The organism is Microvirga zambiensis WSM3693 (genome assembly GCF_016735695.1).
In the GTDB taxonomy this organism is placed as follows: domain Bacteria; phylum Pseudomonadota; class Alphaproteobacteria; order Rhizobiales; family Beijerinckiaceae; genus Microvirga; species Microvirga zambiensis.
On sequence record NZ_JAERQD010000104.1, the window covers coordinates 1 to 12,822 of the forward strand.

Annotated in this window: 17 protein-coding genes and 1 pseudogene; 10 read left to right on the top strand and 8 right to left on the bottom strand. The window is 60.7% G+C overall.

What is annotated here, in order from left to right:
- The 5 genes from JKL46_RS32425 to JKL46_RS32445 all read right to left on the bottom strand — a co-directional run.
- Positions 1-503 (bottom strand): winged helix-turn-helix domain-containing protein (locus JKL46_RS32425; protein WP_201842391.1); only part of this gene is annotated, 503 nt, incomplete at its 3' end.
- A gap of 371 nt (positions 504-874) precedes the next feature.
- Positions 875-1,126 (bottom strand): WGR domain-containing protein, encoded by a 252-nt coding sequence (locus JKL46_RS32430; protein ID WP_201842393.1) that lies wholly within the window; start codon positions 1,124-1,126, stop codon positions 875-877.
- Positions 1,127-1,272: 146 nt separating this feature from the next.
- A complete protein-coding gene (locus JKL46_RS32435) occupies positions 1,273-1,524 on the bottom strand; it encodes a hypothetical protein (RefSeq protein WP_201842395.1) in 252 nt (83 codons plus the stop codon).
- Positions 1,525-1,658: 134 nt separating this feature from the next.
- Entirely contained in the window at positions 1,659-2,807 is a 1,149-nt protein-coding gene (repC, locus tag JKL46_RS32440; protein ID WP_201842398.1) for a plasmid replication protein RepC, read from the bottom strand.
- Positions 2,808-2,982: 175 nt separating this feature from the next.
- The gene (locus tag JKL46_RS32445) at positions 2,983-3,123 is read right to left on the bottom strand and encodes a hypothetical protein (protein ID WP_201842400.1); all 141 of its coding nucleotides are present in this window, start codon (positions 3,121-3,123) and stop codon (positions 2,983-2,985) included.
- Between the two features lie 460 nt (positions 3,124-3,583).
- On the opposite strand from JKL46_RS32445, the pseudogene JKL46_RS32450 reads away from it, so the two are divergent.
- The 5 genes and pseudogenes from JKL46_RS32450 to JKL46_RS37200 all read left to right on the top strand — a co-directional run.
- Positions 3,584-4,174: pseudogene (locus JKL46_RS32450) on the top strand (Bax inhibitor-1/YccA family protein); the annotation flags it as partial.
- 34 nt (positions 4,175-4,208) lie between these two features.
- Entirely contained in the window at positions 4,209-4,793 is a 585-nt protein-coding gene (locus JKL46_RS36035) for a DUF2076 domain-containing protein (RefSeq protein ID WP_246529688.1), read from the top strand.
- Positions 4,794-4,879: 86 nt separating this feature from the next.
- Positions 4,880-5,023: a hypothetical protein gene (locus JKL46_RS32460; RefSeq protein ID WP_201842402.1), complete on the top strand. Its 144-nt coding sequence runs from the start codon at positions 4,880-4,882 to the stop codon at positions 5,021-5,023.
- Positions 5,024-5,109: 86 nt separating this feature from the next.
- On the top strand, positions 5,110-5,568 hold the full coding sequence (locus JKL46_RS32465) for a 4-aminobutyrate aminotransferase (protein WP_201842404.1): 459 nt from the start codon (positions 5,110-5,112) through the stop codon (positions 5,566-5,568).
- Positions 5,569-5,579: 11 nt separating this feature from the next.
- Positions 5,580-5,774 carry a sunset domain-containing protein gene (locus tag JKL46_RS37200; RefSeq protein ID WP_484502707.1) on the top strand — a complete coding sequence of 65 codons (195 nt, stop codon included), beginning with the start codon at positions 5,580-5,582 and terminating at the stop codon, positions 5,772-5,774.
- 433 nt (positions 5,775-6,207) lie between these two features.
- Here the strand turns inward: JKL46_RS37200 and JKL46_RS32470 are convergent, their stop codons facing one another.
- The gene (locus JKL46_RS32470) at positions 6,208-6,423 is read right to left on the bottom strand and encodes a hypothetical protein (RefSeq protein WP_201842406.1); all 216 of its coding nucleotides are present in this window, start codon (positions 6,421-6,423) and stop codon (positions 6,208-6,210) included.
- Between the two features lie 495 nt (positions 6,424-6,918).
- Here JKL46_RS32470 and JKL46_RS32475 point away from each other — a divergent pair, with 495 nt between their 5' ends.
- The 4 genes from JKL46_RS32475 (at position 6,919) to JKL46_RS32490 (ending at position 10,580) form a co-directional block, all read left to right on the top strand.
- Complete coding sequence (locus JKL46_RS32475) at positions 6,919-7,155, top strand: hypothetical protein (protein ID WP_201842408.1); 237 nt, start codon at positions 6,919-6,921, stop codon at positions 7,153-7,155.
- 1,213 nt (positions 7,156-8,368) lie between these two features.
- Entirely contained in the window at positions 8,369-9,391 is a 1,023-nt protein-coding gene (gene istA, locus JKL46_RS32480; protein ID WP_201842410.1) for an IS21 family transposase, read from the top strand.
- On the top strand, positions 9,388-10,173 hold the full coding sequence (istB, locus tag JKL46_RS32485) for an IS21-like element helper ATPase IstB (RefSeq protein ID WP_201842412.1): 786 nt from the start codon (positions 9,388-9,390) through the stop codon (positions 10,171-10,173). The genes istA and istB overlap by 4 nt, the downstream gene beginning before the upstream one ends.
- An 86-nt stretch (positions 10,174-10,259) precedes the next feature.
- Positions 10,260-10,580, top strand: a complete 321-nt coding sequence (locus tag JKL46_RS32490; RefSeq protein ID WP_201842414.1) for a hypothetical protein — start codon at positions 10,260-10,262, stop codon at positions 10,578-10,580.
- A 63-nt stretch (positions 10,581-10,643) separates the two neighbouring features.
- Here JKL46_RS32490 and JKL46_RS36485 read toward each other — a convergent pair whose 3' ends face one another.
- Both JKL46_RS36485 and JKL46_RS36735 read right to left on the bottom strand, forming a co-directional pair.
- Positions 10,644-10,778, bottom strand: coding sequence for a hypothetical protein (locus JKL46_RS36485; RefSeq protein WP_281400197.1), 135 nt, complete (start codon positions 10,776-10,778; stop codon positions 10,644-10,646).
- A 163-nt stretch (positions 10,779-10,941) separates the two neighbouring features.
- A complete protein-coding gene (locus JKL46_RS36735) occupies positions 10,942-11,550 on the bottom strand; it encodes a LuxR C-terminal-related transcriptional regulator (RefSeq protein WP_201842416.1) in 609 nt (202 codons plus the stop codon).
- A 443-nt stretch (positions 11,551-11,993) separates the two neighbouring features.
- Here JKL46_RS36735 and JKL46_RS32500 point away from each other — a divergent pair, with 443 nt between their 5' ends.
- Positions 11,994-12,335, top strand: a complete 342-nt coding sequence (locus JKL46_RS32500) for a DUF6894 family protein (RefSeq protein ID WP_201842418.1) — start codon at positions 11,994-11,996, stop codon at positions 12,333-12,335.
- Positions 12,336-12,822: the final 487 nt, after the last annotated feature.

Here is a 12,822-nt window from a genome sequence, read left to right on the forward strand (position 1 = left end):
TTAACGGCAGCTCCTTTTTTGAACGCCGCCTGTGCGGCCGGATCGCCCTTCGGATGCGAGGGCCGGGTCTTCTGGCGTGACAGGTTGAGCCGCTTGAGCAGGCAGGAAAGCCCCCATTCGCTATAGCGAACCCCATAGGTTCGTTCGACATACTCGCCCAGGTCAACCAGACGCCAGGCGCTCATCCCATCGCGCTCGGGCTCCGGCCCGCGCAGGATATGGGCCTTGAGCGCGGCCTGCTGACCAGGGCTGAGCTGCTCCGGGCGGCCGGATCGATGACGGTCATGCAAGCCGTCCGGTCCCGCGGCATTGAAGTGTTGGATCGCATCGTGCAGGGCCTGACGCTCCATGCCGGCCAGCCGCGCCGCCTCGGCCCGGGGCATGCCCTCGAGCGCGTTGGCGATCGCCAGCAACCGCAGAGCGGCCCGACAATCCTTCTCGCGCGCAGCCCGCATCCGCAGATCGGATGGCGCGTAGTCCTGACGGATCGGGAGCCCGGACATGGTGGTCTCCTGCAACTGCGCCCCGCCACCAGGGAATCACGCCAGGCACATCTATGCAAATCCGAGTCAGCAATTCTCTGGGCGGGTATTAGCCCTGGTCTGGGTTTAGGAAGGGTTCGCCAGATCTTTAGCGTGAACGCCTTTCCCACAGCGAACACGAGAGCCATGCCATAAAGGAAAGTGGTCGGCGAGAAACCCTCGTCTATTCAGCGTCATCCTCTCAGGGCCCGTTTGATCCCATCAACCGCGTGCACTGTTGAAGCTCTGACCACACGATAGCATAGATCGAAGGCGCCTTGTCCCTCAGCCATTGATGAGTCGCTCAAGATCCTGCGCTAAACCAAATCCAGGTTTTCCTGTACTTCTTTGCCCTATCCGCCCCTGACCAGGTAGCCGCGTCGTCGCTTTCGCTCAAGCCAAAGCTCGAGGGCTTCCATTGCACATGACTGGTTTTCGTAGAGTTCGACTCTGCGCTGGCCTGATCGGCCAAGGCGGCCCCACTCACGGATCAGGGTCGCGTCACCAAACAGGCTGGGCTCAATCGCCAGGACATAGTAGCGAGCCATGTTGCAGCTTGGATCGCACCTGTCGAGCACCAGGTACTGGATCGTGACTTCGGACATGCCTCCATGTTGCGCAGGGCGCGTGGTGAGGTCCAATCAATGTCTTGAATCCATTGCGCCGCAACGATTCACATCCGTGATACACCCGCGGTCGATAGGTCATCGTAGCTCGACACAGGCCTTCTCCCCTACCCTCCTCCACATCGTTATGGTCTCCCCGAAGGCAGGTTCCGTGCAGCCTTTTCGAGGGCCATGACTCGCTCCTCGAGAGCACCGATCGACGTCAGCGTATAGGCCAAGCTGCCGGCCGCGAGCCCGGCGGCAACGATGGCGGTGATCAGGGTGCCCGTCTCAATGGCTTTGTGCTGGACCTGGGTCCGATGCAGAGCCTTCTTCAGGTAGCGCTCGAAGATCACGTAGAGGACGAGCCCGCCCACGACGGTTGAAATCAACACCATTTCTTCGCCTCCTCGTTCTCCGTCGCACGCCTAGCGCTCTTCCCGTGATGAGCGAATGGACCATTCCAACCCTGCCCACCGGACACTCAGCCCGCCGACAAGGCAGTTACCGGAGTTGCATGATCCCTCTCCCCTCATGACATCCTTCGCCTGCGCATGGCCAGGAGCTCGACGCCGAGGTCGATCCGGCCGGCTTTGACCAGGCGCGCCATGGCGCGGAAATAGCCGCCTGGGTTCTTGATCCGGCCCTCGCCCTTCGAGACGTCGTCGTCGTAGAGCTGCAGCACGTAGATCACCGTCACCGCGGCCCGCACCAGGCCGATCTCGGCCACCGCCTCGCTCCAGGCACTTTCGTTCGCCCCCAGCGAAGCCCGCAGATAGCGGCCCGCCGCCACGAGGCCGGCCAGGTCCTCGATGGGTTCGGGGTAGTCGCTCAGGGTCGGGCAGGCCTCGAGGATCAATTCCGGTGATAGGTGCTCCGGCGCTTGTTCGGTTTGACGAACCGCCTCAGCTTTCTTCGGAAAGCCTTTGTTACAAGTCTCACTAGGAGAACCGTTGTTTGTTTCTTTGTGGCGGACTCCGAGTCCGGCATTGCCCGCTTGATAGAAGGTTTCTTCGGTGTCGGTTCTCAACAGCTGCCACGCGTCCAGGAGATCGGCCGGCAGGGTCACCTGCGAGCGGGTCGGCGTGCGGGATTGCAGGGTCTTCAGCCGGTCCTCAAGCTCACCGCGGTCGATGTCGGGGAATTGCTCCGCCAGCGCGCTCAGGGCCTCCTCGGTTGCCCGGCGGCAGATCGTGACCTCGTCGAAGGCCCGCTTGCGCACCTCGCGCAGCTGCTTCTGCTCCATCAGCATCACCGCCCAGTCGCCGCGCCGGGCATAGACCGGGGTCAGATCGAAGCCGAAGGCGTCGACCACCTGGCCAGCCAGGTCCTTGACGGCAAAGCGCTTGCCGTTGGGCGAGTCCTTGGGGGTGATGAGCTGCAGGTCGACGAGCTGGCGCAGGATGCGCCGGATCGCCCGCTCGGTCAGGCCGGTGCGGGTCATGAGATAGTCGTTGGACGGCCACACCAGCAGCCGCTCCCACTCCTGCTCGCCCCAGCAGGCGACGAGCTCGGACAGGACCGCGCGCTGGGCCGGCCTGAGCTCGAGGGCCTTGCCGGCATCGCGGGCTGCCGCAGAGAGTTCTTTTCGTGTCACGGTTCGCCCGACTTCGAGCGCAAGCTTCCTTCCGGCCAGGGCGGCATGTCTCAGCCGCCGGCCTCCTGACGATGCGACCTGCATCGTACCCTCCCTGTTGAGGGCAAAGCGGGAGCGCCCACCGAAACCGATGCTCTTGACAGTCAGTTTGTCGGGATGGCATAAGGAGGTTGTCACACCTATTCCTTACGCCCACCCTCGGTGGGTCTCCAAAGGCCCTCGAAGTATCCAGCTTCGTGGGCCTTTTGCTTTGCCTAGATTACGTCACCGTCTTCAGCTCCTTACGAACGAAGGCTGCATCGAGAGCACTAGCGATGGCTTCTTGGCGCGATTTGAATTGGCCGCACTCAACGGCCTCGTCGATCGCATCACCGGCTGGCTTGGAGATCCAGACGTTCATTTCCCGGTCTCCCCGCTCTCTGCGGAGGTTCCGAAGACGTTTGACCCGAAGGCTTCTGGATAAGTCAGCCATGGAAAGCCACCCAACTCGCTCGCTAGCGTTTCGAGTGTTGCCCGATTCTGAGTTGGCTGTGGAGTCGCGCGTCAAGAATCCATTCACAATAGATCGATTCAGCGGTGGGAAACTTCTTTACCCAGAATCATTTAACTGAAAGAGCCGAATCAATTCGCATGTAAAAGGCCGGTTCCAGCCGATTCGTTGTTTTGCACTTGATTCGCAGCGCTGAAGTATTCGTCTCCGAGCCCGTTTCGCGACCACCATTATGATTCACAGATAGCAATTCTTGATTCTGGACGACTGTTAACCATACCGATTAACCATCGGATATCTGCATCGATAGAATCGCAGTCTGTCATCAACGATACGGGTGATCACACCGTCATCTTGCGGCTCTGGACCTATCGTCGCCTTCTTCATCGCCTCGACGCCGGCTCTCTACGTGCCGCTGTTCCAGACGCCGCTCAAATGGGCGGTGATGCTGGCGCCGCTCGCCTTCGTGTTCTTCTTCTCGTTCCGCATGCATGCCATGACGGCATCAGGCGCACAGATGGCCTTCTGGGCCTTCTGCGCGGTGATGGGCCTGTCGCTGGCCTCCGTGTTCCTGGTCTTCACCGGCACGAGCATCGCCCGCACCTTCTTCATCACCGCGACCATGTTCGGCGCGACCAGCCTCTACGGCTATACGACCAAGCGCGACCTGTCGAAGTTCGGTTCGTTCCTGATCATGGGCCTGATCGGCGTCATCATCGCCTCGCTCGTCAACATCTTCGTCGGTTCGAGCGTGCTGCAATTCGCGATCTCGATCATCGGCGTGCTCGTGTTCACGGGACTGACCGCCTACGACACGCAGGCGATCAAGGAGCAATACGCCGAAGGCTACGGCCATGAGGCCAACAGCAAGATGGCGGTGTTCGGCGCGCTCTCGCTCTACCTGAACTTCGTCAACATCTTCCAGCTTCTGCTGAGCCTTACCGGCCAGCGGGAAGAATAAGTCAGCCTCAATTTCATAAAGGGAATCGATTTTCATGGACCATCAGGATCGTCAGGCCATCGAGCAGCTCTTCGGCAAGATCTCGCAGGTCGAGCGCCAGTCGACGGCGCCGGATGCGCAGGCGGCGGATTTCATCCGCTCCCGGATCGACCAGCAGCCGAACGCGCCCTACTACATGGCCCAGACCATCGTGGTGCAGGAGCAGGCGCTGAGCGCCGCGCATGGCCGCATCCAGCAGCTCGAGCACGAACTCGCCAACCGACGCGCCGGCGGAGGCGGCTTCCTCTCCGGCCTCTTCGGCGGAGGCGCGCCACAGCAGCGCCGCGCCGCAGCACAACGCGATGCTGCAACCGGGGCAGCCTACCGGTCCCTGGGAAGCGGCCTGACCATGCAGAAGCGCATTGCCGTTGTCGCTGGGATGATCCTTTGCCCGCTCTCCGGGCAGGCAGCGGACTGCAAGCTGGAACGGCAACCTTCCGGCCCTGGTTCTCGCCGGAGCATTTCGTCCTGCGGAGCACACACGACGGCAACCATCTCGGGTCCTAGATCACGGTGCGCCGCACTGGGAAGACCTTCCCGGTTCGGGCCGATGTCGATCGGCGCGGCGGGGCAGGCGTGATCGAGGCCATCGCCGACGGCTAGGGGCGGAACACCGGGATCCGATCGACCTTCAAGTTGTACGGTCCCAACGGCCGGGACACCTCCGTGTCGCAGGAGGTCAGTCATGTGCCGTTCTACGATCTCGGCCGGGTCTTCGTTGACTTCCGCCTGCACGAGCGCCGCGATCCCCAACCTTACACCTCTCCTCCCTCGGGCATCTGGCGGGTCAGCGAATGCCGGACCAATTAGCCGCCTGCAAGGCGCCGCGCGACCGGAAACCGAGGACTCGGGAGCCCTCCCAGGCCTTGACCGTTTCCATTGAAAGGAGTTCCTGAATGATCCGCTTGAACCGCCACCCGGTGATGGCATTCGTTCTCGCCGGCTATCTCGCGATCCCGGCGGGCGTTGCGTCGGCGCAGGGCAACAGCGCCTATCGCAGCGCCGACGCGGTCGCTGGCAAGGCCGAGCGTTTGGGAGTTTACGGCAACGTTACGAAGGATTGCGCATCCGGTCCCCTGCCGACGGTGCGTGTGGTGACCCCGCCGAAGCACGGCGAGCTGAACGTGCGCAGCGGAACCCTGAAGGTGGGACGGATTCCTCGCTGTCCCAAGCTGGCGCCGAAGGCCCAGGGTGTTTTCTACAAGGCCAACTCCGGCTACACGGGTGCTGACGAGATCAGCTACGAGGTCAGGTCCGCCAGCGGGAAGGTCGAGTCCCACACGGTGAGCATCACGGTGAAGGGCGTAGCGCCAGCGGACGCCAAGCTGACCCCGGACACCGATCCCGACTTGTGAGGACAAAGCCGGTGGGCAGAGGCTCGCCGACGGGCGCGAACCGCAAGTGTGCCATCAAAGGCAACATCTCGAGCTCGGGCAAGATCTATCACGTGCCGGGCAGCAGGAGCCTCGCGAAGACCGACATCGATGAATCCAGCGGCGAGCGTCGGTTCTGCACCGAAGATGAGGCTAGGGCCGCCGGGTGTCGTGTTCCAAGAGGCTGAGTGGGCCATTCATGCGAAATGTGTTGATCGCGGCATTCGCCGCAATTGTGACTGCTGAGCCGGCAGTTGCAGGCAGTACTTTGGACGGTCCCGCTAATCCGAATGTCGCGCGGATAAGGAAGTTCGTCGTCGCTAACTTAGCGCCAGAGCTGCAAGGCAGCCAGTTCCTACTAAGAGGCCGTCAAGATGCGATGCGGTGGGTACAGTCGGGCCGATGCCGACGCTGATGCCGTACCCTGTAGAATGCCTGCCGATCCACGTCGCAGGTCGACGCGATCGAACAGCGGATTAGGTGCTGATTTCAGCTGGAGCGGTTCTCAACCGTCAGAGCATCCGCGTTACCAAGATTCGACTTCCGCACGAAGGAGGCCGGAACATTGGCGCGAGGTGAGTTCAGCCGGATCGAACACCGCCTTTACGGAGAGTCCACCGATCAAAGAGAGCTGGGAAGCTCCAGCAAGCCCGTCAGAAATGCCAAGACCAGGGCAAGGATCACGAAGCCCGACGTGGCGGTGATCCCCAAAACAACGCTTCGCACTTTTGCCTGCCGAGCAAGCTTGTCCTCGATGGCCGTGATCCGATGGTACCTCTCGCGCTCAGAGCGTACGGTGATTTTCATGCAGGGCATTGTCTTATGCGCGGGCGACATTGGGCTTCCGGTAGTAGGCGAGTGCAACGAATTACAAGCACTGCAGGTTGAGATACTCCTGTGACTACCCTCACAGGCTGGCATAAATGCCTATGAGGCGTTTCTCTCTTATAACCCTTTCAAACGCCATACCGATTCAGGGGTAGGAATGTATGTCTCCGCCGACACTAATGGATGCATTTCACTGAATTAAACAGTTAGTTACTGTGACTTTCCGGGCACAACACATGTAAACTGTTGAAAATATAATTTCGTAAACGATTACATTCGAGAAATAGGATTTCCGTCGCAGGCCTCTGGCGATATGGAACTTGCGCGGTTGCGCTACCCCGCGCCGCACCTCTGGGACGGTAGTGCCTCCCTCAACTTGGGCTGCCGGAACCGGCAGCCCCTTTTGAACCGCTTGGAGTGTGTTAATGGCTCACCCAATCCGGATCAGCGCCTTTCCGTTTCTGTCCAAGCTGGGGCAGACCGGGAACTGGGGAGGCGCGTGTCATGAAGCACCGTAATTCGCATAAATGGAGCCTCTCAAGCTGCGCTCTCAACGGTGGCTTAATCGGCATAGCTGTCGGAGCAATTCACCAAGTTTATCGCGCCTTCACGAATGACATCCCGGAAGAGATCTACATGCAAGTAGTCGGTGAGGTGATCGTTGCCGCCATTTGCGGAGCCATTCTGTTCATCGTCATCGCCGCCATCAGAAATCGGCTTCGAAGGGAGAATAGCGCATAGGCTTTCCGCACTGCTTTGTTTCAGCGAGGCCTTGTGTCGCCACTCACGCCCATGTTCCCGTAAGCTTCGGTCTGGCAACAGGCTCTGACATCGGCAGGATCTGGGGTCCAGTCGCACTGCTTGAACCGGAACCGTTTTTGGTCCGATCCTTGAAAGTGTGGCCAAGCACGACGTTGGTGATGGTCGAGCGGCCGACGTGGTAGGTGTGGGCCAGCTTCTTGAGATCTCGCTCCGTGCTCCGTGGCTGCATAGCACAGCTTGCTTGGCCTCTAAGATCTGTTTGACCGTCCGCTTGGCCTTGTTGTCGCTCAAGGGCGGCGTCGGGGAGGCCGGCGCCCGGCTTGGCAAGGCTGCAAAGCCTAATCGGAAATATGGAGTGAAGAAGCCTAGAGGTCCGCGAGGATCTTACAGCCGATCAGGTGTCACAGGCTGCTCGCCCAGATAATGGCTACGGCTATCGCGGCGAGCGTAACACTCAAGCCCGCCAATCGGACTAAAAAGTGAGGCTCTTTCCGGACCGGGCTATCGTTGTCGACGCGCAGTGGGGAACATCGGGTTCGGCTTTGGCCATCATGAGCTCCTGAGAACACGTGACCTGCAAAGCCGCTCACCGAGGTGCAGTTCCTTCATACCTTAGGGTCATCGATCGGAATGGTTGACGGTAGCCTAACGTGAGAAGGCCTCCTCATCCGCCGCTGCCAGGGAGATGAGGAGGCCTTTCGTTCCGTGAAGGCCGTTAGGAAAGCAACCTTCAAAGCAAGAATGGTGCCGCGGCAGATAGGTTTCAGCTTGGCCAATAAAAACGTGACCGATACCGAGAAGGAACTTGTTTACCGCATTAGGTTTAGAATGATCGAACCGGGCGCGTTGCGTATCAGCCGGTCGATATGCGGGTCGCCCTCTCTCCCGCAGGGACGCCCTGGCCGAGGCCCAAGACAGTACTCGGTCAGGGCGTTTCGTTAATCGCTTGGCGACGGGCGGAATGCCTAGGGCGCTCTTATGGGACGCCGTTTTGACCTTGGCCCCCCCTGTTACTGTCAGGGTAACGCCGACGCGCATAGGGTTACCCTGATGGGTCCATTGTGACACCGCGTCACCTGGCTACCATCGCCGCCTCCACTTTGTTGCCGCCGATGAGAAACTGACCCGGTCGCCGACTCAAATCTGACCCACTGGTTATGCTGGGCCTTCGCGAGAGAAGCGGAGGGCCTGGATGATCGGAGGTGAGATGTCGATGGAGATCCGGGTGTTGGCCAAACACGGCAAAGGAGTGCGGGAGATTGCCCGCGAGCTGGGACTGTCACGGAATACCGTGCGGCGCTATCTGCGCGAGCCGGAGGCGGCTCGGTATCGGTCTCGCCCATCGCGGCCGGCCAAACTGGATCCCTATAAGCTCTATATCCAACAGCGCCTGGCTGCGGCTGCGCCGGATCCCATTCCCGCCACCGTGCTGCTGGCCGAGTGTCGCGAGCGCGGCTATGCCGGCAGCTACACGATGCTCAAAGCTTTCGTCGCCTCGCTCAGGCCAGTGGCGGCGCCAGAGCCGGTGGTCCGGTTCGAGACCGCACCCGGCGAGCAGATGCAGGTGGACTGGGCCACCATCCGGCGGGGCACCAACCGCCTATCCGTGTTCGTGGCGACACTGGGCTGGTCGCGCGACACCTATGCCGAGTTCGTCTCAGACGAGCGCCTCGAGACCCTGATCGCCTGCCACGAGCAGGCCTTCCTGGCCTTCGGCGGCGTGCCGCACGAAGTGCTCTACGACAACATGAAGACCGTCGTGGTCGAGCGCGACGCCTATGGCCGCGGCCGCCATCGCTTCCATCCGGGCTTTGCGGATTTTGCCGGTCACTGCGGCTTTCGCCCTCGGCTCTGCCGCCCCTATCGCGCTCAGACCAAAGGCAAAGTGGAGCGCTTCATCCGCTATCTGCGCGACAGCTTCTGGGTACCGTTGGCCAGCCAGTATGCGCAGGAAGGCCTGGTCGTGGACCGCGAGACCGCCAACGTCGCCATGCACCGCTGGTTGCGGGAGGTGGCCAATGCGCGTGTGCATGCCACGACGGCGGCGGTGCCGGCCGAGCGGCTGGAGAGCGAAAGAGCCTCGCTCCAGCCGGTCCCTCGTCCCTATGCCGGTCTGAGCAAGCGGCCGCTTGAGCCTCTGACCTCCCGGCGACCGATCCTGGGCCTGCAGCATCCGCTTGCGCTGTATGATGCCCTTGCGGGAGCGGTCTCATGATCGATCTCCAGCACGCCCGCATCGGCGATCTGTGTGCCGAGTTGCGACTGAGCGCGATGGCCGACCTGTATGGTCCGGCCGCCCAGGCGGCGGCTTCGCGTGAGGCCTCCTACACTGACTTCCTCGAAGAGGTTTTGCGGGCGGAGCGGGATGCCCGCCGCCAGCGGGCGCGTGACCTGTTTGCGCGCACCGCCGGCTTTCCGGCGCTCAAGACCCTCGACAGCTACGACTTCGGCTTTGCCACCGGTGCGCCGCGCCAGCAGATCCAGGAACTGGCCAGCCTCGCCTTTGTCGAGCGGACCGAGAACGTGGTGTTGCTGGGGCCCTCCGGGGTGGGCAAGACCCATCTGGCGATTGCGCTCGGCTACTTGGCGACCCAGCGCGGCTGGAAGGTGCGCTTTATCTCCGCGGCCGATCTCGTGCTGCTGCTGGAGAGCGCGCAGCGTCAGGGACGGTGGAAGGAGGTCCTGCACCGGGCGGTCAACGTCTACAGGCTGCTGATCATCGATGAGATTGGCTATCTGCCGATGAGCCGCGAGCAGGCGAACCTGTTCTTCCAGGTGGTGGCCAAACGCTACGAGAAGGGCGCGATGATCCTGACCTCCAATCTGACGTTTGGCAGTTGGGACCAGGTCTTTGCCGAGGAGGCGGTGCTGACTGCCGCCATGCTCGACCGGCTGCTGCACCACTCGACGGTGGTGCAGATTAACGGCGAGAGTTACCGGCTCAAAGACAAGCGTCGCGCCGGCATGGCGGCGAAGCCAAAAGAACGACAGGGATGAGAGTTGGGTGGGTCAGATTTAAATCGGCGCCCTCGCTCAAAGTGGGTCAGAATTCAATCGGCGTTGACAACCTTTGCCGAGGGGGCATGATGACGAGGGAAGAGGAACTCCAGCAGATGCTGCTGCTTGCCCAATCAATCGGGCAGGGTGTGAGTTTCCTGATGACGAAACTGCTTGCTGAACACGTGAAGATGCAGTGCGCTGATCGTGAAGCATGCATGGTCGAAACACGTGAGATGCTGGAACAGGCCCTATCCAGCTTTTGGCTTCATGTTCCAGGCAAGGATGGCGACGAATACGATCTCAGCCCTCTGATCAGAGAGAGGGTGAAAATGATCTTGGACGTCATCGAAGGAGAAGCTAGGCATACTCTCAATCTCGCGCCGCCTCTGAAGGAGCGGCACTGATGGAAGGGAACGTCGGAAATGGCACGGATGTAGTGCCGCCCGAGGGCCTCGTCTGGTCACTACCTAGATCTCTGCGGCATCCTCGTCCCTCTCCGCCATATCGAGAGCATCAATGAGCTTTTGCAGCTCGTCGCTGAGCGGGGCCATGCCTGTGTCCTGATAGTGGTTGCCCAGCGTCTGCCCGATGAAGGAAGCCAACGAGCCTGGGAGGATCAGCCGGTCAGCTCTGGTGATTTGGCTCGGCTCCTTGCCTGACTTAAACAAGCAGTCCGAACTGGGCCTGATCGTCTCAAATAAAAAGCCCCGGCATTAGACCGGGGCTGCATTTGGGTCCAAGAGCGCTGTAGCCTGGCTCGGATCCTTACGAGGGCAAATTCACCCGCGGGGCGGCAGGCATACGATCCGATGCCCACATGGCGGCCTGCGTCCGGTTTATAGCCCCGATCTTACGCAGGATCGACTTCACATGGACTTTGACTGTCGCCTCAGTCACATCGAACTGACGGGCGATCACCTTGTTGGACTCTCCATTCATGATGCCGCGAAGGATGTCCGCTTCACGGGGCGATAGCTTGCCGACACGCGCATCCACCACTTTCGGATGCCCTTCAGCCGCCTGACGTTGCTGCTCCTGGTGTGCGGATGCATCCGTGAGCAGAGGCAGGATGAGTGCCGACGGGATGACGGTTTCGCCCATCACCACCAGTTTGAGTACACTGGCCAGCACGTCGGGGGCCGAAGCCGTCGAGCAGAAGCCAGCAGCTCCCGCTTCGCAGGCCGCCATCACGGTGCTGAGATCAAAGGCTTCTGCCAGTATCGCGACCCGGGCCTCTGGGTACTCCCCCTTGAAGTGGGCGATCGAGGCCACGGTCTCACTGATCTCTGGCGAGGCCTCAATGATCACCAGAGCGGGCGGGAGCTCATGCAAAGCGTCAGTGATCAGAAACCCTTGGCTGGAGAGGATGCCCACGAGGCCGGCTCGGAGAATGACTGTCCTCGTCGCTAGGACTGTCCTGATTGCTAGGCTCTCGCTGTGATTACGTCCAAACGCCGTAGTGCTGCCAGTCCCATTCACCTCAGCCCCCAATGTCCAGAGAATTGTGGTTACCGAAACCTTAACCACTCCTGGTAGTAGTCACTTAAAACGCGCCGTCCAGCCACTACTCTTTTGGTGTAAATTCCTCCCAGCGCATTAAACGCGGGGACTGTGGCTTTTGAGACAGCAGACGCTCCTCAAGGCGGTTGGCAGGGGCACAGCTTAATAAAGCGGGAACACTGGATCTGTTGAACATACCTCTTAAGGGCTTCCAGATCGTGAAGCGCGGCCCTTATTTCGCCCCGAACCCGGCTAGCCTTCACAACCCTGTGAAGAGGTATCGCCTCTTCATTGTCCCAGTCCGGAAGAGGGCAATCATGCGCTACTACTTTCATCTCGTCGCACCCGACGACGGCATCCTTGACGAGGTCGGCATCGAGGCGTCCTGTCCCGAAACCGCCAAGGCTGAAGCCCTTTTAGCTCTTCAAGAAATCCTGGCTGACCATGAAGATGCTAGTGATGGCTGGCGAGGTTGGCAGCTGGAAGTGACCGATGCTTCGCTAAGGACAGTGTTCACGATCGATCTGGATCAAGTGCCGCACCCCGAATGTTTGACGGCACGACGGTCTGCCATGGGGAATGCAAGATACGTTTTCCATAGCTTTCTGGCGGCGCTAACCTATGGCCTCGTCTGGCAGAATGTAGCCCCGCTAATCTAAATTATGGCCGGCCTGCCCCGGCACCCCCCTCCACACTTTTTGAAGCCGTCGGCCGTCAGCAAGCCTCATGCCTGCGTCGCGCCCTATGTGAGAGCTCCGGACAGGATACCATGCATGAACACTGCGCGGCCTGAGCAACAGTCAACTGACGGCCGCCTCTCTGGCCTTCAGGGATGGTTCGACGCCGAAACCACCGGTGACCCAATCGAGTGCGCTGTCTGGGACCTGTCTGCGACGGGGGCTCGGCTTGTAATTTTCCCACCGACCGATGTCCCCTTGGAGTTCGAATTGAGGATCCCGCAGGAAGGAGCCATCGCCCGGGTCCGGCTGGTGTGGGCCAGCGGAAATGACTATGGGGTGCAATTCATAGATTGAGGATCGAACCCGACCGATTGCACGACTGAGGTTTAATACCCGGTCAGGGAATTGCTGACGCCGTGAGATACGGGTAGGTCGTCAATGTTGTGAGGCGGCCTGTCTCGTCGAG